Here is an 18,772-nt window from a genome sequence, read left to right as displayed (position 1 = left end):
GGCGGCAGTGCACCCTCACCGGTTGAAACTGGCACGGTCCGAGCGGGGGATGCCAAGCAAGGGCCGCCCCGCAGCGAGGGCGTCGTCCCCCTGGGGGGAAGGCGCCGCAGGCGACTCAGGGGGGGTTATCCACCAAGTCCTATCGGGCCGGGCGCCCGCATCACGATGCGGGTGAACAACCGGTCGTACACAGCATCGCGCGGCCTGCCGGGCGCCAGGGGGTTGGTGTTGCTGGCAAAGGCAGCATCCAGCGCCACCCAGTCTGCAGCCGACAAGTGCTTCTGCGCGGCGGGCAACACCACGGTTTCTTCCAGCCGCATGTGGTCCAGGTAAAACTGGATGTAGCGCCGCAGCGCCTCGCCAAACGCCTCCCGACGCACATCGCCCATCAGCTCCCAACCCAGCAGCAGGTGCTGCAACTCGCGCACGGCGGATTCGCCACCCACATGGTCACGCTCCAGCTTTGCAATGGTCTCTGCGGCCTCTGGCGCGCGCTCTGCCACCTTGGGGAACAGCCAGCGTGACTCCTTGGGGTGGTGCTGCCGCTCCGGAAACTCGTCGATGTAAAACAGCATCGCCCGCATCACATCAAAGAAGGCAGCAGGCGCGTCCCGCGGGCCCTGGTCCAGCATCAGACGCAACGAGTGAAGCATGGCCGCCAGCGACGCATGCTCTTCGCGAATGGTTCGCAGACTGATCGATGGCATGGCGCACGCTCCCCAGGTTGGACGAGCCTCCAGGGTGCCATGCGGGGCCCGCCCAGGCCATGACGCACGTCAACAAACGGGCACGCGACTGAATACCCCACCCCAAGCGGTGGGGCGCACCAAAGCGCGAGCGGCCACAAAAAAAGCCCCACAAGCAGCAACGCTTGCAGGGCCTGGGTGACTACAGCGCTCGATCAGCAGCGCCGCAGCAGTGGGTCGGCGGTGGGTGGGTCAGCGCGTCAACCGCGCCTGGCCGGGGCCTGCCGCCAGCACCTGCGACGCGCCGTGGTGCGGGGCAGCCACCGGGTGAGATGCATGGTGGCCATGCCCAGCCATCGATTCGGCCAGCTGGAACTGCTGCACCACCTGCGACAGGCGCGCCGCCTGCTCGCGCAGCGACTCGGCCGCGGCGGCAGACTCTTCGACCAGCGCAGCGTTCTGCTGCGTCATGCGGTCAATCTCGCCCACCGACTGGTTCACTTGCCCAATGCCGGCCGACTGCTCGGACGCCGCCGCCGTGATCTCGCCAATGATGTCGCCCACGCGCTGCACGCTGCTCACGATGTCCTTCATCGCCGTGCCCGCTTCTTCCACATGGCGCACGCCGCCGTCCACGGCGGTCACGCTGTTGCTGATCAGCCCCTTGATGTCGCTGGCCGCCGCAGCAGAGCGCTGGGCCAGGCTGCGCACTTCGCTGGCCACCACGGCAAAACCGCGGCCCTGCTCGCCCGCACGGGCGGCTTCCACCGCGGCATTCAGCGCCAGGATGTTGGTCTGGAACGCGATGGAGTCGATCAGTCCGATGATGTCGCCGATCTTGCGGCTGGAGGTCGATATCTCGTGCATGCTGGCCACGGCCTGCTGCACCACGCCGCCGCCGTGGGTGGCCATCTGCGATGCAGACGCTGCCAACTGATTGGCCATCTGCGACGACGACGCCGTTTGCTGCACGGTGGATGTGAGCTGTGTCAGCGACGACACGGCCTCTTGCGCATTGCTGGCCGTCTGCTCGGTGCGCTGCGACAGGTCCTGGTTGCCCGTGGCGATCTCCTGGCTGGCCGTGGCGATGTTGCCGCTGGCATCACGCACTTGCGCCACCAGCGACCCCAGGCCCTGCTGCATGTCGCGCAACGCGCGCTGCAGGTCGGCCACTTCGTCCTTGCCCTCGGCGGCAATGTTCTGCGACAGGTCGCCCCCCGCAATCGCCTGCGCCATCTTGCGGGCGTCTTCCAGCGGGCGGCAGATGGAGTTCATGTTCATCAGCGTGGTGGGCACCACCACCACCACGGTGATCAGCACGGCCAGCACAAACAGCCATTTGGTCTCGTTGGACACCTGGCCCTGCTGCTCCACCGACTTGGCGACCTCGCTGCGCAGCACGGCATCCAGTTCGGCCATCAGCTTGTCCGCCTCGTCAAACTCGGCCACGGCCTTGCCGCTCATGCGGTTGGCAATGGTGGCCGTGTCGTACCCACTGGCCTCCAGCTGGCGCACCACATGGGCAAACAGCTCCCGGTAGCTGTCCAGGCGCTTGACGATGTTGCGCACCACGGGGTTGTCCGAGTCTTCCTCGCCTTCCAGAAACTTGCCCGCCGTCTTCTTGGCCTTGTCCTGGCTTTCCAGCCATTTGACGTGTGCGGCCTTCACGGCTTCAGGCTTTTCGTAGCCGATGATCATGTCTTTCTCGAACTGGCGGATGGCACCCATCTCGCCCCGCAGCTCGGCCATGTAGCCCACCTCGGCAAACGAGTGGTCCATAAAGTCCTGGCTCATCGCATGGATGCGGAACATGCCCAGCATGCCCGCCCCGCCCAGCAGGCCCAACAGGCCCAGAACCACGCCGATGGCCCCCAGCATTCGAAAACGTATGGTGAACTGCCGCATGAGCGAGAAGAGATTCATGATCTGTCGTCCTTCATATTGGTATGTGCGCGCGGGCCGTTGGTCCTTTGGACGCCGCCACCCTGCAACAAAGCGTTGCAGTTTGCCAGACAACCGTGACGCAGTCGTACGTGTTTATCACATGCGCCACCGCTTGAGTAAGAGGGCATTCGCCATCACGCTGACCGAACTCAGCGCCATGGCCGCCCCCGCCACCACCGGGCTGAGGTAGCCCATCGCCGCCAGTGGAATGCCCGCCACGTTGTACGCAAAGGCCCAGAACAGGTTCTGCCGAATTTTCATCACCGTGCGGTGCGAAATGTCGAGCGCTGCGGCCACCAGCATCGGGTCGCCGCGCATCAACGTGACGCCCGCCGCGTGCATGGCCACATCGGTGCCGTTGCCCATGGCCATGCCCACATCGGCGGCAGCCAGCGCCGGAGCATCGTTAACGCCGTCGCCTACCATCGCGACAAAATGGCCCCCACGCTCCGCCGCTGCGCTGGGTCGCTGCCCCCCAAGGGGGCCTTCGCGCCTTGGGGCGGCCCGGCGGCGCTCATGGCGCTTACCGTCAGCGCCCTGTTGCAATGCCACGACCTTGGCAGCCTTGTCGCCCGGCAGCACCTCGGCCATCACCTCGCCCGCGTCGGGGTCCAGCCCCAGTCGTCGGGCCATGGCCTCTGCAGCGCCCCGGTTGTCGCCCGAGATCATCACCGTGCGGATGCCACGCGCCTTCAACGCCGCCAGCGCCTCGCGCGCGCCGGGCTTGGGCTCGTCACCAAACGCCATCAGCGCCTGCAGTTGCAAACCCTGTGCAGTACGATGCGCCACCGCCGACACTGTGGCGCCTTCGGCCTGCAGCGCCTGGGCACGCTCAGCCAGCGGCCCCTCTTGCAGTTCTTTTACCCCCAGCTCCTGCATCCAGCGCAAGCTGCCCACCAGGGTGCTCTGGCCGTCCACTTCGCCTTCAGCGCCACGCCCGGGCACGGCGCACACGTCCTGTGCCGTCGCCACGCGGATCTGCCGCTCGCCCGCAGCCGACACTACTGCACGGGCCAGCGGGTGTTCGCTGCCGCTTTGCACGGCGGCCACGGCCGCCATCACTGCCGCCTCGTCCAGCCCAGGCACCACCTCAAACGCTGTCAGCCGAGGCTGGCCCACCGTTAGCGTGCCGGTCTTGTCAAAGGCCACCACATCCACCTTGTGGGCCAGCTCCAGCGCCTGTACATCCTTGATCAAAATGCCGTTCTTCGCCGCCACGCCCGTGCCCGCCATGATGGCCGCCGGTGTGGCCAGCCCCAGCGCGCAGGGGCAGGCAATCACCATCACGGCCACGGCGTGGATCAGTGCGGCCTCCATGCCCACGCCCATCCACAGCCAGCCCATCAGCGTGACCAGCGCCACCACCAGCACCACGGGCACGAACACGGCAGACACCTGGTCCACCAGCCGCTGAATCGGGGCCTTGGCCGCCTGGGCATCTTCCACCAGCCGGATGATGTGGGCCAACACTGTCTCGGCCCCCACGGCCGTCACTTCCATCACGATGCGGCCATCACCGTTGATGGATCCGCCCGTGAGCGCTGCACCCACATCGCGGGCCACCGGCAAGGGTTCACCCGTCAGCATGGATTCGTCCACCTGCGTGTGGCCCTCATGCACGGTGCCGTCCACCGGGAAACGTTCACCCGGCCGTACTACCAGCCGGTCGCCCACCAGCACCTCCGCCACGGGCACATCCACCTCGCCGTCTTTGCCGAGCAGGTGCACCACATCAGGCCGCAGCGCATGCAGCGCGCGGATGGCCGCCGTGGTCTGCCGCTTGGCACGCGCCTCCAGCCACTTGCCCAGCAGCACCAGGGTGACGACGACGGCCGACGCCTCAAAGTACAGGTGCGGCGCATGTCCTTCATGGGCTGTGAGCCACAGCCACACCGACAGCCCCCAGCCCGCACTCGTGCCCAACGCCACCAGCAAATCCATGTTGCCCGACAACGCCTTGGCCGCATGCCAGCCCGCCTTGTAAAACCGCGCGCCCAGAATGAACTGCACCGGCGTGGCCAACACAAACTGCACCCAGGCGGGCAACATCCAGTGCTGGCCGAACAGGTCGCCCAAAGGACCAGGAATGACGCCAAGCATCATGGGCAACACCAGCGGCGCCGACAGCAGCAGGCCAATGCCCACCGGCATAAAACCAGCCCAGGGCGATGCATCTTCTTGTGCGTCCTCCTGCCCGGCAGCACGCGGCTCGTAACCCGCATTGCGCACCGCACGGCGCAGCAGTGCCTCCATGGCAGCGGCATCGGCGCCCATGCTGGTGGCAAAGGCAATGCGCGCGGACTCGGTCGCCAAGTTGACCGACGCCTCCTGCACGCCCGGCACCTTGCGCAGCGCGCGCTCCACGCGGCCCACGCAGCTGGCGCAGGTCATGCCAGAGATGCCAAGGTCCAGCGAGTGAACGGACTCGGACGGGGTGATGGGGGTTGTGGTGATGGTGTTCATGGCAGAGATGCTGATCCTTGACGTGATGGCAAGGTCAAGCATTGATATTGATCAACCCTCACATGATGAGTGTCTTGGAGGCCCGTTGACTCTGCCACGATGTCAAGCTTCACCATTCGTTTCGGTCGATGCAACGGCCCTCTTCCAAACCACTTCAAGGACACCCCATGGCGACCACCACCACGACTTTCCAAGTTCAAGGCATGACCTGCGGCCACTGCGAACGCGCCGTCACCCAGGCCGTGCAACAGATCGACCCCAACGCCCAGGTGCGCATCGACCGCGCCAGCGGCAAGGTGGACGTGGACAGCACCGCACCGCGCGAAACCCTGGCCGCCGCGATCACCGAAGAAGGCTACGCCGTCGCGGCATGACCAAGGCCCCCGCCACCTCCTGGCCCGTGCCCATCGGCACCGCCGCCCGGCGCGCGGGCATCTCGGCGCGCATGGTGCGGCACTACGAATCGCTGGGCCTCATCTGCGGCGTGGCGCGCACGGACAGCGGCTACCGCCAGTACACCGAGGCCGACGTGCACGCCCTGCACTTCATCCGCCGCAGCCGCGACCTCGGTTTCTCGATGGAAGAAATCGCCGAACTGCTGGGCCTGTGGCACGACCGCAGCCGCGCCAGCAGCCAGGTCAAGCGCATCGCGCAGGCGCATATTGAGGACCTGAGCGAACGCATTGCCGCCATGCAGGCGATGCAGCGCAGCCTGCAAACCCTGGTGTCCTGCTGCAAGGGCAATGACCGGCCGGATTGCCCGATATTGGATGACCTGGCGGCAGGGCAAGCAGAACACAACGCCCCCAAGGCATCGCGCAAAACGCTACCAAATCAATAGCTGTTAGTGCTTACACATCAAGCGCCAGGTGCCAATTTGGCTTGAATTCTGGTCCCGTCAGGCTCATCAGCCCTCTCTGGACAGGACAGCGGTCTTGGCTTTGCTGCTCGCCGCCTTGCGTTTGGGCGCAAGCACGGCAGCGGCGCCAAGCGCAGTGACGTCCGCCGAACGCCGCAGCACCCCGTCACACAGCGTCGCAATGCACTGCTGCGCTACCTGCTCGGGCGTGTATTCGCCGCCGGGCTGGTACCAGCGGCCGATCCAGCTCAGTGCCCCCGCAATCACAAATGCCGTCATCTTCGGGTCGCAGGGCTGCAGCGACCCTTCTGCCACGCCCTCGGCCACCAAGCGGCGAAACTCCTGGTCGATGGCGGACTTCAGACGCCGAAGCTCCTTGCGGCTCTCGGGCGGCAACTGCTCGTCGCCCACGCGGATCAGGCACATGCCAAAGTCCTGCGTGACGATGCGCGCATACACCTGCATGCAGGTCATGAGCTGGTCGATGGCCTTGCCGCCCGCTGCGCGCGACGCGTCGATGCCGTCAAGCATCATCTCCAGCCCCTTGCTCACGCACTGCAACAGGATCTCGTCCTTGTTCTTCACGTAGTAGTACAGCGTGGGCTTGGTCACGTTCAGGCGCGCGGCAATGTCGTCGAGCGAAGTGGCATGAAAACCGCGCTCGTTGAACAGCTGGGCCGCTGCCTGCAGCACGGCGTTGCGCTTGGCCTCGCGCTGCTGTTCACGGTGGGATGCGGGCGCCCAGGGCGAGGCGCTGAGGGTTTCAAGCTCTGGGGCCTGGTCTGCAGAGGGACGCGCTGGCGCCGCTCGCGGGGCGCTGCGTCGGGACGATGCCGCTGTGGCATTGGGCATGGGGGGCGATTCCTCGGGAAAGTACGGATGCTGAATGGGGTGGCGGCTTCCAGAATCTACTCACGAGTAAACAGTTTACGCACAAGTAGGAAATTTCGGCAGGGTTTGCGAGAAATTTCTGGTCAGAAGCTGCGAATCAACCCGTATTAGAAAGCCAATGGAGACAACCCCTTTCGGCACCCCCGCTGCGTCGCCCCTGCTTCAGGTCAACGGCGTGACCTTGGCGTTTGGTGGCGTCAAGGCGCTCACCGGCGTGGGTTTTGACGTGTTGCCCGGCTCCATCACTGCAGTCATCGGGCCCAACGGTGCGGGCAAGACCTCTTTGTTCAACACCATCTCGGGCTTTTACCGGCCCAGCCAGGGCTCCATCCGTTTTCAGGGGCAGGACATCACGCGCATTCCGGCGCCGCAGCGCGCCAAGCTGGGCCTGGGACGCAGCTTTCAGAACATCGCGCTGTTTCGCGGCATGACGGTGCTCGACAACATCAAGCTGGGTCGCCACGCGCACCTCAAGACCAATGTGCTCGACGCGCTGTTCTACCTGGGCCGCGCCCGCCGCGAAGAGGCCGAGCTGCGCCGCGACATCGAGGAGCGCATCATCGACTTCCTCGAAATCGACCACATCCGCCACGCGCCCGTCTCGGCCCTGCCCTACGGCTTGCAAAAACGCGTGGAGATGGCCCGCGCACTGGCCATGCAGCCGCAGATCCTGATGCTGGACGAGCCCGTAGCCGGCATGAACCGCGAAGAGACCGAAGACATGGCGCGCTTCATCCTGGACGTGCGCGAGGAATGGGGCGTGACGGTGCTCATGGTCGAGCACGACATGGGCATGGTGATGGACCTGTCGGACCACGTGGTGGTGCTCAACTTCGGCCAGGTCATCGCGCAGGGCACACCCGCTGCGGTGCAGGCAGATCCCGAAGTCATCCGTGCCTACCTGGGCGCCGGGGACGTGGGCGACCTGCGCGCCAAGCTGCGGGCCAGTGGCAACCCAACAACCCCACAGGGAGCCACATGATGGATTGGGCCTACCTGTTTGAAATCAGCCTGACCGGCATCGCAGGCGGCGGCCTCTATGCGCTGGCCGCGCTGGCGTTCGTCATGGTCTACAAGGCCACGCGGGTGGTGAACATCGCCATTGGCGAGATGCTCATGGTGGGCGCCTACCTGTTCTTCACCTTTGCCGCCACGTTTGCGCTGCCGCTGTGGCTAGCCATTCCGGCTGCGGTACTGGGCACGGGCCTGCTGGGCGCGGTGATCGAGCGCACCATGATCCGGCCACTGCTGGGCGAGCCACCCATCTCCGTGTTCATGGTTACCGTGGGCCTGGCCTCCGTACTGGTCGGGCTGGTCGAGATGATCTGGACGGCCGACCAGCGGCGCCTGCCTGACTTCATGCCGAGCCAGCCCATCATGGTCGGCGACGCCTTCCTTGCACCCAAGGTGTTTTGGGGTGCAGTGATTGCCGTGGTATTCATCGCCGCCGTGCTGCTGGTGTTCCGCTTCTGGCGCGGTGGCGTGGCCCTGCGCGCCACGGCCAGCGACCAGGCCGCCGCGTACTCGGTGGGCATCAATGTGCCGCGTGTGTTCTCGCTGGCCTGGGTGGCGTCGGCCATGCTTGCAGCCATCTCCGGGATCATCGTGGGCTCGATTGGTGGCATTTCGTCGAGCATGGGCGTGTTCGGTCTGTCGGTGCTGGTGGTGGTCATCGTGGGCGGGCTCGACAGCGTGCTGGGCGCGCTCGTCGGCGGGATTCTCATCGGCCTCATCGAGGCGCTGGCTGGGGCCTACCTGGGCGGCGAATACAAGCTGCTGGCCACGTTCATCGTGCTGGTTGCGGTGCTTCTCGTCCGTCCCTACGGTCTGTTTGGCACGCACGAGATCGAAAGGCTCTAGAGCATGCGCATCGGAACCCTCAAAGAAACCTACATCGCCGACGCCGCGGTGTTCGACTCGCGCACGCAGAAGGTGTGGCTGGCCGTGGGCGCCGCGCTGCTGGTGCTGTTCCCGTTCATGGCCAGCGACTACTGGCTCTACCTGGCCTGCCTCGTCAGCATCAACGTGGCCAGTGCCACGGGGCTCAACATCCTCACGGGCTACACGGGGCTGGTGAGCCTGGGCCAAGCCGCCTTCATGGGCCTGGGGGCCTACACCGTGGCCGTGCTGGAAACACGTGTGGGCACACCGTTCATCCTGAACCTGCTGGCGGGCGGCTTCGTCGCCATGCTGGGCGGGCTCATCGTGGGCATCCCCTCGCTGCGCGTCAAAGGGCTGTATCTGGCCATTGCCACCATTGCCGCATCGTTCATCGCGCACTTCATCTTTGCCAACTGGAAGTTTACCGGCGGCACCGGCGGGCTCAGCGTGCCACCTGCCAAGCTGTTTGGCATGTCGCTGGAGACCTCGTTCCACCTGTACTGGCTCATCGTGCCCGTCACGATCCTCATGCTGCTGGGCGCGGCCAACCTGTTTCGCACGCGCGTGGGCCGCGCCTTTATCGCCATCCGCGACCGCGATATTTCCGCCGAGGTGCTGGGCATTCCGTTGCTGCGCTACAAGCTGCTGTCGTTTGGCCTGTCGTCGTTCTATGCAGGCGTGGCGGGCGGGCTGTGGGCGTACTTCTTTCGGGTGGTCACGCCCGAAAGTTTTCCGCTGCTCATGTCCATCTTCTTCCTCGCAGCCATCATCGTCGGCGGCATGGGCTCCATTCTGGGCGGCATCCTGGGTGCCGTGTTCATGACCATGGTGCCCGAGCTGCTCAAGCTGGTGGTGGGCCTGCTGCCGGGGGGCAACGAGCTGACGGTGTTCCTCTCTCCCGTGCGCACCGTGATCTTTGGTCTGCTCATCATCGGTTTTCTCGTCTTCGAGCCCCATGGCCTGGCCGAAGTGTGGCGGCGAATCCGCCGTTTCTTCCATCTCTGGCCTTTCAGAAACTAAATCAACAGGAGACAACCATGGATACACAACGCACTTCCATTCAGCGCCGCAACCTCTTGCTCGGTGTCGCAGGCGCGGCCGCACTCACCAGCCCGCTGTCGGTGCTCGCTCAAGGCGCTGAAGACATCGTCATCGGCGGCTCCATCCCGCTCACCGGAGTGTTTGCCTTTGCAGGCGTGGGCATCAACGCGGGCATTGGCGACTACGTGAAGATGGTCAACGACGCGGGCGGCATCAAGGGCCGCAAGCTCAAGTACGTGCCTGAAGACACGGGCTACAAGGTCGACGTCTCGGTGGCGGCCTACAAGAAGATCACCAGCCAGAACAAGGTGAACCTGTACTACGGCGACTCCACGGGCTTTTCCAAAACCATCAACCCTGAACTGGACCGCGCGGGCACCACGCTGATGGCCGGGGCGTCGTTTGCATCCGAACTCAACGACCCCGTCAAGTACCCGAACCAGTTCCTCGTGGGCCCCGACTACACGGAGATGTTCGGCATCCTGCTCAAGCACATTGCCAAGGAAAAGCCAGGTGCCAAGGTGGCCTTCGTGTATTCGGACTCCGAATTCGGCCGCGACCCGATTGAGAAAAGCGAAGCCGCAGCGAAGGCGCTCGGCCTGTCGGTGCCGGTCAAGATCATGACGCCCGCAGGCAGCGTGGATGTGTCGGGCGAGGTCATCAAGCTGCGCCGCGCAGCGCCCGACTACACCATCTTCCACGGCTACATCCTGGCACCCATCCCTGAGTTCATCACCCAGGGCAAGCAGCAGGGCATGACCAGCAAGTGGATGGGTACCTTCTGGACCATGGACAGCTCCACCGTGATGAAGATGGGCCCGGACGGCGACGGCTTCATGGGCGTGATGCCCTACCGCTACTACTACGACACAGAGAAGGCGCCCATGCTGGAGAAGATCCGCGCGCTGCGGCCGGAGTACCAGAGCACGGCCTACATCCAGGGCTTCCTCGCCGCCATGTTGTTCACCGAGGCGGCCAAGCGCACGCTGGATGCGGGCAAACCCCTCGACGGCAAAAACCTCAAGGCCGCGCTCAACAGCATCAAGGACTTCGACACGGGCGGTTTGATCGGCGTGCCAATCACCATCAGCGGCAACTCGATTCCCGTGGGCCGCGTTTATCGCGCCGACATGAAGGCGCAAAAAATGGTCGCCGCCTCCGACTGGATCAAGCTCTGACCCTGCCTGTGCCATGACCCAGCCAACCCCGGCCAACGTCCTCGAAGTCAACAACATCGAGGTCATCTACAACAAGGTGGTGCAGGCACTGCGCGGCCTGTCGCTGGCCGTGCCACGTGGGCAGATCGTCGCGCTGCTGGGCAGCAACGGGGCGGGCAAATCGACCACGCTCAAGGCGGTGTCGGGTCTGCTGGCGCTGGAGGACGGCACGGTGGAGAGCGGCAGCATCCACTTCAACGGCCAGCCCACGGCGGCGCTCGCGCCGCAGCAGCTTGTGCGCCACGGCCTGAGCCATGTCATGGAAGGCCGCCGCGTGTTTGAAGACCTCACGGTCGAAGAGAACCTGGTGGCCGCCACCTACGCGCTCACCGGTCGCAAGGGTGCGACGCCTGACTTCGACCTGGTCTACAGCTACTTCCCGCGCCTGCACGAGCGGCGCAAGGGCCTGGCGGGGTATCTGTCTGGCGGTGAGCAGCAGATGCTGGCCATCGGCCGTGCGCTCATCGCGCAGCCGCAGCTCATCCTGCTCGACGAGCCCTCGCTGGGCCTGTCCCCGAAGCTGGTGGAGGACATCTTCACCATCATCGCGCGCATCAACACCGAGCGTGGCACCAGCATGCTGCTGGTCGAGCAGAACGCCACCGTGGCCCTGGCCGTGGCGCACCGGGGCTACATCATGGAGAACGGCAAGATCGTGATCGACGGCACGGCCGAACGCCTAGCCAACGACCCCGATGTGCGGGAGTTCTACTTGGGCATGGGTGGTGGTGGCGAAGCGAAAAGCTTCAAGGACATCAAACACTACAAGCGCAGAAAGCGTTGGTTGTCATGAGCCGGATCCACGAGCCCCTCGCCCCTCGCGGGAGAGGGGGTGGGGAGAGGGGGCGGCAACCGGCGCTGCGCCCGCATCGACCACTCTCTCTCCCCGGCCCTCTCCCACGAGGGGCGAGGGAGCCACATCGGCCCATCTCACCGGCTTTGGGCGGCGCGTTGCGCCATGGACGACTGACATGAATCTCTCCGACCTCACCCTACCCCAGATGCTGCGCGAACGCGCGCGCACCGACGCGCAGCGCATCGCCATCCGGCAAAAGGACTTCGGCATCTGGAAGCCCTTTACCTGGGCGCGCTACTACGAGCGCGCCAGCCACTTCGGCCTGGGCCTCAAGGCGCTGGGCCTGCCTACAGGCGGACATGTGGGCGTGATCTCCGAGAACCGCATCGAATGGGTGCTGGCCCAGATGGGCGCAGGCCTGGTGGGCGCGGTGACCGTGGGCGTGTACCCCACCAGCCCCACCAACGAAGTGGCCTATGTGGTGGGCCATGCCGACATCGAGATCATGGTCTGCGAAGACCAGGAACAGACCGACAAGCTGCTGGCCGCGCTGCCCGAACTGCCGCGCCTCAAAAAGATCGTGGTCATGGAAACCAAGGGCCTGCGCAGCTTTGCACCTGAGGTGCGGCAGTTCATCGCCACCTTTGACGAGGTGGAACAACTGGGCGCGGCATCGGGCCAGCAGGCGGTCATCGACGATGCCCTGGCGCGCCAGACGCTCCATGACGTGGGCTTGATGATCTACACCTCGGGCTCCACCGGCAAGCCCAAGGGCGCGATGATTTCGTACCGCAACATCCGGGGTGTGGTGCCCGGCATCGTGGACCGGCTGGGGCTGAACGCAGATACCACGCACCTGTCGTACCTGCCGCTGTGCCACGTGGCCGAGCAGATGCTGACCAGCTTTGTGCCCGTGTACGTGGGTTCGCAGGTGAACTTTGGTGAATCCATCCGCACCGTGCAGGAAGACCTGCGCGAAGTCGCACCCACCATGTTCCTCGGCGTGCCACGCATCTGGGAAAAGATGCACGCCGCCATCAGCATCAAGCTGCAGGAGACCGGAGGCCTGCGCCGCGCACTCTTTCACACGGCCTACAAAGCCTGCCAGCCGCTGGCTGAGAAACCCCGCGCGCGCTGGAGCATCGGCGACATGTTCACCTACACCGCCTGCTACTGGCTGGTGTTCCGTGCGCTGCAAAACTTCATCGGCCTGCGCGAAGCCCAGGTGGCGCTCACCGGCGCCGCACCCATCCCGCCTGACGTGGTGCGATTCTTTCGCGTGCTGGGCGTGCCGCTGGTCGAGGTCTACGGCCTGACCGAATCCACCGGCATGGTCACCGGCCACCGGCTCCAGGACGTGGTGGTGGGCACCGTGGGCGTGCCCACGAGCGGCGTGGAATGGCGCATTGCCAAGAATGACGGCGAGCTGGGCGGCGAGTTCCAGATCAAGGGCGACATGGTGTTTGCGGGCTACTACAAGAACCCCGAGGCCACGGCCACGAGCATTGTGGATGGCTGGCTGCACACCGGCGACGTGGTGCGCCTGGTGGACGGCCAGATCAAAATCGTGGACCGCTTGAAGGACATCATGATCACCGCGGGCGGCAAGAACCTCACGCCGTCCGAGATCGAGAACACGATGAAGGGCAGCCCCTTCATCAAGGAATGTGTCATCGTGGCCGAGGCCCGCAAATTCGTCGGTGCGTTGGTGATGATCGACTACGAGACCGTGGGCAAATGGGCCGAAGCGCGGCGCATTCCGTTCACGCACTTTCGCTCGCTGGTGGAGCACCCCGAGGTACGCAGCCTTATCGACACCGAAATCAACACCGGCAACCAGCGCCTGGCGCAGGTGTCGCAGATCCGCAAGTTCCACCTGCTCACCAAAGAGCTGGACCATGACGACGGCGAAGTGACCGCCACGATGAAGGTGCGCCGCTCGAGCATTTACAAGACGTATGCGGCCGAGATCGAGGCGCTGTATCTCTAGCTCTCGGGTTCACCATTCTCCGATCAGATCGCTATCAAAACAGGAGCTATCAGCGCTTTAACAATAAGCGCTAGAGGCCAATTTGACATGAATAACACCGCCCCCCTGCTGCTGGAGCGCGACGGCCCCATCGCCACCCTGCGCTTCAATCGGCCCGAGGCCCTCAACGCCATCGACGTGCCCATGGCCAACGCCTTCCTCGCCGCCGTGCAGACCATCGCCGCCGACCCCGGTGTACGCGCCGTGGTGCTGTGTGGCAATGGCAAGGGCTTCATGGCGGGTGGCGACCTGGCCACCTTGCGGGCCAACCCGGTGCAGGGGGCCATCGACATCCTCACCCCCCTGAACGCCGCGCTGCCCCTGCTGGCACAGATGAACGCACCCGTCATCGCCCAGGTGCACGGCGTGGCGGCGGGCGCGGGCCTGAGCCTGCTGCTCATGGCCGACTACGTCCTGATGGCCGAAGGCACCCGCCTGAACCTGGCCTATATCAACCTGGGCACCAGCTGCGACGTGGGCGCATCGTGGGCGCTGCCCCGCGTGGTGGGCCTGCGCAAGGCGCTGGAGATTGCGCTGCTGGGCGAAGCCTTCACCGCCGACGATGCGCTGCGCCTGGGGCTCGTCAACCGCGTGGTGCCTGCAGCCGAACTGGAGACGGCCACCGCCGCCCTGGCCCAGCGCTTGGCCGCCGGGCCCACCGTGGCCTACGGCGCCATGAAGCGGCTGATGCGCGAGTCGATGGACCGCACCCTGCCCGAGCAGCTGGCTGCGGAGAAAGAAGCCTTTGTGCGCTGCGCGGACACCGAGGACTTTCGTGCGGGGGTGGAGGCTTTTCACCAGCGCCAACCCGCGCACTTTGCCGGGCGCTGAACGCCCCCGCCCCCTTCCGCTATCCCTGTCTTTTCACTTGTTCATTCATTCAACACTGCACGGGCGGGCCTTCCGCGCTGGTGGCGATATGTATTGGGGGTGGCAGTGGTGTTAGAGCCGGTGTAACGCCACCCCACAACCAACATGCGGCGTCAGGTGGTTGCCGCATACAGGGCGGCACATCCAATGAACAGAAACACGGGCCATGCCAGATGCCTGCCGCGTGATATGGCCGCGGTGATGGCGGCCGTCAACAAAAACGTGATGGCAACCACCAGCGACAGTCGCTGAAACGAAACCGCCTGCTGGGCCAGCAAGAAAAGAATCGCCGCGAAGCCCCACCACGCCACGGTAGTGATGTGCCAAGCGAACCGCAGCGTGCGGGCCGTAAATTCTGTGCTCCCGAAAAGCTTTGGCAGATCGTTACGACGGAACAGCCGGGCAAGGATGTAGCGCTCGCCAAGATAAGAATGGGCAATGCCCACGGCGATTGCAAGGAACGCGGCAATGTGAAGGAGTGTGGTCATTTAAAAAAAGCAGGCCCGGGCGCAACCCCCACCGCACGGGCTTTCATCCTCAAAGCCATTAAAACGGTGCCGACTCCGGATCTGTATCCACCGGCACCTCTTTAGGCCCCGTCACCACACCACCGCCAGCGCTCTTGCGCGCAGGGGCGGATGGTACGGACGGGGCGGTCGAAGGCACCTTGGGCACGCCGGGCGCGGCAACACCGTCTGCAGCCACCGCTTGCGCCGCGCTGGCCACGCCGCTTTCCGCTTCGCCGCCCAGCGCCCCGATCAGGTCGGGAATCAGCTTGACCAGCTCACCCGTGGCAATCGCCACATCGGTGTCAAAACCGCCGTCGTCCGCCTTGGTGCCTTCAAACACCGTGTCCAGAAACGACACCTTCTTGATCTGCAGCCCTTCGGTCAGCATGAACGACACCCGGTCGTCCCAGGTCAGGGCCAGCTTGGTGGGCAGCTTGCCGGCATCGATGTGGGCTTGCACTTCTTCGATGTCGAGCGGGTGGCGGGCATAACGGACCACGGCTTTTTCTTCGCTGGCGCTTTTGAGTTCGCATTCTCGGTCGACCGTGAAGCCCACGGGCGGCTCTTGTTCCTTGAGCCAGTGCGACATCGCGGCTTGCGGGCTGGTCTGGGTGTTGATGAGGGACACCGACAGCCCCGGCAACGCTTCGACCAGCAAGGTCACCACCTCATCCGCGCGGCCCTGGCTGGAGGTGTCCAGCACCAGCAGGCGCGATGTGGTGTCGATCCACACCCACATAGACCCTTGTTTGGTGAACGCCATGGGCAGCAGGTCGAGCTTGGCCTCGTCTTTGAGCTCCTTGCTTTCCTTCTTGCCGGGCTTGCGGCCGGTTTCTTGTTCGATGCGTTCCGCCTTTTCCTTCACGCGGCGGGCCAGCACGCTGCCGGGCAACACCTTGGATTCGACCATGAAGCGCAGGATCCACTGGCCGCCGACGGACTCTGCCAAAGGGCCGTGTTGGTCGCCGCGCGGTGGCACCCAACCCAGGGATTTTTCTTGCGTGGCGCCACATTCCAGAAAAGGCACCTTGGCCAGGGCTTCTTCTACTTGCGTCAGTTCGACCTGCCATTGCGGGGCAATGCGGTACACGATCATGTTCTTGAACACGGAAAACCTTTTGTTGGGGTCGTTGGTGGTGGGGGCGGCTGGCTGGGCTGCAGTGCGCAGACAAACAGACAGACCCGGAACACGCCATTGTCGGGGGTCACCAGCGAAGGCCCTGTGGCCGCTGTGACTCGATGCAGCTCAAGGCACTGTATTCACTATCATTTATGTAGCTATAAGCGCTTATCCAATAAGCGCTAAAGGCCATTTTTATCAAAATATTTGGCCCGCACACCCACAGCTTCTTGTCACAACTTTACACACCCACATTCAACAGGCACGGCGGCGATACATGCGGGGCGGACACTGACTCTCAATCGCCGGGACAACCGTTCTAGCGAGTTGTTTGTTCAACCCCTGTGAAAGGACTCACACCATGGCTTTCCATTTCCACCGCCGTTTTGCCGCCACCGCTGTTCTGGCCGCCCTGGCCCTGCCCGTGCTGGCCCAGCAACCCCCCGCCGCATCCAGCGCCCCCACGGCGGCTGCCACGGCCCAGGATAGCCGCCACCAGGCCGGTGAACGCCACCACAGCCACAAAGGCGGCGGCAAGCACCACGGCCACCGTGCCGAGCACCGCGCCAAGCACCTGGCGGCCCTCAAAAGCGATCTCAAGCTGACCGCTGCGCAAGAACCCGCCTGGACCAGCTTCACCACGTCCATGCAACCCGGCGAGCGCACCGCGCGCCTGGACCGCAAAGACATGCACAAGCTGACCACCCCTGAGCGCATTGACCGCATGCGGGCCCTGCGTGCCCAGCACGCCGCCGAGGCCGACCGCCGTGGCGAGGTCACCAAGACCTTCTACGCGGCCCTGACGCCCGAGCAGCAAAAAACGTTTGATGCCAAGGCCCACCGAGGCGGTCACCGCATGGGCGGCATGAAGCGTGGTGAAGGCGGCGGTGAAGGTCGCCATGGCCACCACCACGGCAAACAACGCGGTGGCGCCGAAGGCAAACCGGCAGCACCGGCACCGGCCCAGTAAACCAAGCCACACGCCAAGCCACAAGCACCCTCACCCAGTGCTTAACCCCCAGGCCCGGAGTTCTTTGATGGACTCCGGACTTTTTTGCGTCGGGTTCCCAGCCGCAAGCGGGAGATTTGTGGATAACTCTGGTGACAGTTCTGGCACAACCGGGTAGTTATCCACACAAAAAGGCCCAAGCCCAAAGTTGTTGTCTGCGAGCCCCGCGTTTTGTGCAGGCCGCCACACATACTTTGCAGCAACGTAAACCCGCGCCAACATTGAACAAAAATGGCTTGTCCACAGAAAAACGGCTGCTCTACTACTACTGCTATTTATATATATAAAGCTATAGAAGAATAACCAGAACCCAAAACCCGGGCCTGGAAAACGGGCTGTGGACGATGGGCGGTCGACGATTGCGCCGTCGACCAGTTGCTGAATTCAAGGAATGGGCACAGTTGCCACCATGCACAGGACACCCAAGATGACGGACAGGTGCGCACAAGCAGTGGCCTTGTTGAGAAATTTGCTATAAATAAATGAGCTATAAGCGCTTGATGGATAAGCGCTAGAGGCAATTTTTGATCAAAATTCTTCAGCAAAACACCCCGGTGGGTAAAACTGGGGATAGTTTTGGCACAACCCATGGGTTATCCACAGAAAAGGGTAACGACCTGGTTTTGTCCCCGTTGGGATGACAGCGGCAAAAGGGATGGGTGCACAGGGTTCTGGCGCGCGCAAGTGCGTGATGCACAAGGCAAAAAGCCAGTTGTCCACACAAAACCTGGCCCTCTACTACTACGACTATGTATATATAGAAAACATAAGAAGAAGACAGAGGAAAACTTCTGCGCCCTGAATGCGAGGTTTTGGGGGGTGGGAGTTTTGGGTGGGCGCCGGACCATTGGTGTGCAAACGTGAGCCAGGAGAGACAGGAAAAGCAGTGGCGCGGCGGCGCGAGCCCAGCAAATCCGCACCAAAGTGCCGGGACATGCCCTCACCAACTGGGCACAGAGCCCGTGCAGGCGAAAAAAAACCGCAGGCAATGGCTGCGGTGGAGGTGAGCAATCGGGGCGCTTTAACGCCCGCTGGCGTGAATCGACCGGCGCTTAAGCAGCCGCTGGGCGCAGGAAGGCCTCCAGAAGGTCCACGGACAGGGGGCGGCTGAAGAGGTAGCCCTGGTAGAGCAGGCACCCTGCGCGGGCCAGCAGCTCGCGTTGCTCGGGCGTCTCGACCCCTTCGGCAATCACTTCGAGGCCCAGGTTGCGCGACAGGCCGATGATGGTTTCCACAATCGCGGCGTCGTTGGGGTCGGTCAGCAGGTCGCGCACAAAACTCTGGTCGATCTTGAGCTGGTCGAGCGGCATGCGTTTGAGGTAGCTCAGGCTCGAATAACCCGTGCCAAAGTCGTCCAGCGAAAACCCCACGCCATAGGAGCGCAGGGCCGTCATGGTGGCGATGGTGGTTTCCATGTCTTCCACCAGCAGGCTTTCGGTCAGCTCCAGCTTGAGCTG

At 64.1% G+C, this 18,772-nt stretch carries 17 protein-coding genes; 10 read left to right on the top strand and 7 right to left on the bottom strand.

The features are described 5' to 3' along the window. Nucleotides 1-125: 125 nt before the first annotated feature. From ACK41V_RS18720 to ACK41V_RS18710, 3 genes are all read right to left on the bottom strand, one after another. Nucleotides 126-707: a hemerythrin domain-containing protein gene (locus ACK41V_RS18720; RefSeq protein WP_409784509.1), complete on the bottom strand. Its 582-nt coding sequence runs from the start codon at nucleotides 705-707 to the stop codon at nucleotides 126-128. Nucleotides 708-938: 231 nt separating this feature from the next. Then, nucleotides 939-2,609, bottom strand: coding sequence for a methyl-accepting chemotaxis protein (locus ACK41V_RS18715; protein ID WP_409784507.1), 1,671 nt, complete (start codon nucleotides 2,607-2,609; stop codon nucleotides 939-941). Between the two features lie 117 nt (nucleotides 2,610-2,726). Beyond that, entirely contained in the window at nucleotides 2,727-5,093 is a 2,367-nt protein-coding gene (locus ACK41V_RS18710; protein WP_409784505.1) for a heavy metal translocating P-type ATPase, read from the bottom strand. Between the two features lie 167 nt (nucleotides 5,094-5,260). Here ACK41V_RS18710 and ACK41V_RS18705 point away from each other — a divergent pair, with 167 nt between their 5' ends. After that, the gene (locus tag ACK41V_RS18705; RefSeq protein ID WP_409784504.1) at nucleotides 5,261-5,467 is read left to right on the top strand and encodes a heavy-metal-associated domain-containing protein; all 207 of its coding nucleotides are present in this window, start codon (nucleotides 5,261-5,263) and stop codon (nucleotides 5,465-5,467) included. Further along, complete coding sequence (gene cueR / locus ACK41V_RS18700; RefSeq protein WP_409784502.1) at nucleotides 5,464-5,934, top strand: Cu(I)-responsive transcriptional regulator; 471 nt, start codon at nucleotides 5,464-5,466, stop codon at nucleotides 5,932-5,934. The genes ACK41V_RS18705 and cueR overlap by 4 nt, the downstream gene beginning before the upstream one ends. Nucleotides 5,935-6,000: 66 nt before the next feature. Here the strand turns inward: cueR and ACK41V_RS18695 are convergent, their stop codons facing one another. Next, nucleotides 6,001-6,804 carry a TetR/AcrR family transcriptional regulator gene (locus ACK41V_RS18695; protein ID WP_409784500.1) on the bottom strand — a complete coding sequence of 268 codons (804 nt, stop codon included), beginning with the start codon at nucleotides 6,802-6,804 and terminating at the stop codon, nucleotides 6,001-6,003. 157 nt (nucleotides 6,805-6,961) lie between these two features. Here ACK41V_RS18695 and ACK41V_RS18690 point away from each other — a divergent pair, with 157 nt between their 5' ends. From ACK41V_RS18690 to ACK41V_RS18660, 7 genes are all read left to right on the top strand, one after another. Next, nucleotides 6,962-7,825 carry an ABC transporter ATP-binding protein gene (locus ACK41V_RS18690; RefSeq protein WP_409784498.1) on the top strand — a complete coding sequence of 288 codons (864 nt, stop codon included), beginning with the start codon at nucleotides 6,962-6,964 and terminating at the stop codon, nucleotides 7,823-7,825. Beyond that, a complete protein-coding gene (locus ACK41V_RS18685; RefSeq protein ID WP_409784496.1) occupies nucleotides 7,822-8,703 on the top strand; it encodes a branched-chain amino acid ABC transporter permease in 882 nt (293 codons plus the stop codon). The genes ACK41V_RS18690 and ACK41V_RS18685 overlap by 4 nt, the downstream gene beginning before the upstream one ends. Before the next feature lie 3 nt (nucleotides 8,704-8,706). Continuing rightward, entirely contained in the window at nucleotides 8,707-9,744 is a 1,038-nt protein-coding gene (locus tag ACK41V_RS18680; protein WP_409784494.1) for a branched-chain amino acid ABC transporter permease, read from the top strand. Between the two features lie 17 nt (nucleotides 9,745-9,761). Then, complete coding sequence (locus ACK41V_RS18675) at nucleotides 9,762-10,943, top strand: ABC transporter substrate-binding protein (RefSeq protein ID WP_409784492.1); 1,182 nt, start codon at nucleotides 9,762-9,764, stop codon at nucleotides 10,941-10,943. Nucleotides 10,944-10,956: 13 nt separating this feature from the next. Next, on the top strand, nucleotides 10,957-11,775 hold the full coding sequence (locus ACK41V_RS18670) for an ABC transporter ATP-binding protein (RefSeq protein WP_409784490.1): 819 nt from the start codon (nucleotides 10,957-10,959) through the stop codon (nucleotides 11,773-11,775). 178 nt (nucleotides 11,776-11,953) lie between these two features. After that, nucleotides 11,954-13,768: an AMP-dependent synthetase/ligase gene (locus ACK41V_RS18665; RefSeq protein WP_409784488.1), complete on the top strand. Its 1,815-nt coding sequence runs from the start codon at nucleotides 11,954-11,956 to the stop codon at nucleotides 13,766-13,768. Between the two features lie 87 nt (nucleotides 13,769-13,855). Then, on the top strand, nucleotides 13,856-14,638 hold the full coding sequence (locus ACK41V_RS18660; protein WP_409784487.1) for an enoyl-CoA hydratase/isomerase family protein: 783 nt from the start codon (nucleotides 13,856-13,858) through the stop codon (nucleotides 14,636-14,638). A 152-nt stretch (nucleotides 14,639-14,790) separates the two neighbouring features. Here the strand turns inward: ACK41V_RS18660 and ACK41V_RS18655 are convergent, their stop codons facing one another. After that, a complete protein-coding gene (locus ACK41V_RS18655; RefSeq protein WP_409784485.1) occupies nucleotides 14,791-15,123 on the bottom strand; it encodes a hypothetical protein in 333 nt (110 codons plus the stop codon). A 100-nt stretch (nucleotides 15,124-15,223) separates the two neighbouring features. Further along, on the bottom strand, nucleotides 15,224-16,294 hold the full coding sequence (locus ACK41V_RS18650) for a recombination-associated protein RdgC (protein ID WP_409784483.1): 1,071 nt from the start codon (nucleotides 16,292-16,294) through the stop codon (nucleotides 15,224-15,226). Nucleotides 16,295-16,667: 373 nt separating this feature from the next. Between ACK41V_RS18650 and ACK41V_RS18645 the strand changes: the two genes are divergently transcribed. Further along, the gene (locus ACK41V_RS18645; RefSeq protein ID WP_409784481.1) at nucleotides 16,668-17,276 is read left to right on the top strand and encodes a Spy/CpxP family protein refolding chaperone; all 609 of its coding nucleotides are present in this window, start codon (nucleotides 16,668-16,670) and stop codon (nucleotides 17,274-17,276) included. Nucleotides 17,277-18,367: 1,091 nt separating this feature from the next. On the opposite strand, the gene ACK41V_RS18640 is transcribed toward ACK41V_RS18645, so the two are convergent. After that, nucleotides 18,368-18,772: EAL domain-containing protein (locus ACK41V_RS18640; protein WP_409784479.1), on the bottom strand; the 405-nt coding region annotated here is incomplete at its 5' end.

Source organism: Acidovorax sp. (genome assembly GCF_046291265.1).
Lineage (GTDB): Bacteria > Pseudomonadota > Gammaproteobacteria > Burkholderiales > Burkholderiaceae_C > Acidovorax.
Note: the sequence above shows the minus strand (reverse complement) of the source record. Positions and strands in the feature narration are given on the sequence as shown.

Bases quoted from the DNA above. Each gene is read 5' to 3' on its own strand.
- ACK41V_RS18705 (WP_409784504.1), top strand. From the start codon at position 5,261: ATGGCGACCACCACCACGACTTTCCAAGTTCAAGGCATGACCTGCGGC.
- ACK41V_RS18665 (WP_409784488.1), top strand. From the start codon at position 11,954: ATGAATCTCTCCGACCTCACCCTACCCCAGATGCTGCGCGAACGCGCG.
- ACK41V_RS18685 (WP_409784496.1), top strand. From the start codon at position 7,822: ATGATGGATTGGGCCTACCTGTTTGAAATCAGCCTGACCGGCATCGCA.
- ACK41V_RS18645 (WP_409784481.1), top strand. From the start codon at position 16,668: ATGGCTTTCCATTTCCACCGCCGTTTTGCCGCCACCGCTGTTCTGGCC.
- ACK41V_RS18695 (WP_409784500.1), bottom strand. From the start codon at position 6,804: ATGCCCAATGCCACAGCGGCATCGTCCCGACGCAGCGCCCCGCGAGCG.
- ACK41V_RS18720 (WP_409784509.1), bottom strand. From the start codon at position 707: ATGCCATCGATCAGTCTGCGAACCATTCGCGAAGAGCATGCGTCGCTG.
- ACK41V_RS18660 (WP_409784487.1), top strand. From the start codon at position 13,856: ATGAATAACACCGCCCCCCTGCTGCTGGAGCGCGACGGCCCCATCGCC.
- ACK41V_RS18680 (WP_409784494.1), top strand. From the start codon at position 8,707: ATGCGCATCGGAACCCTCAAAGAAACCTACATCGCCGACGCCGCGGTG.
- ACK41V_RS18715 (WP_409784507.1), bottom strand. From the start codon at position 2,609: ATGAATCTCTTCTCGCTCATGCGGCAGTTCACCATACGTTTTCGAATG.
- ACK41V_RS18690 (WP_409784498.1), top strand. From the start codon at position 6,962: ATGGAGACAACCCCTTTCGGCACCCCCGCTGCGTCGCCCCTGCTTCAG.
- cueR (WP_409784502.1), top strand. From the start codon at position 5,464: ATGACCAAGGCCCCCGCCACCTCCTGGCCCGTGCCCATCGGCACCGCC.
- ACK41V_RS18710 (WP_409784505.1), bottom strand. From the start codon at position 5,093: ATGAACACCATCACCACAACCCCCATCACCCCGTCCGAGTCCGTTCAC.
- ACK41V_RS18670 (WP_409784490.1), top strand. From the start codon at position 10,957: ATGACCCAGCCAACCCCGGCCAACGTCCTCGAAGTCAACAACATCGAG.
- ACK41V_RS18675 (WP_409784492.1), top strand. From the start codon at position 9,762: ATGGATACACAACGCACTTCCATTCAGCGCCGCAACCTCTTGCTCGGT.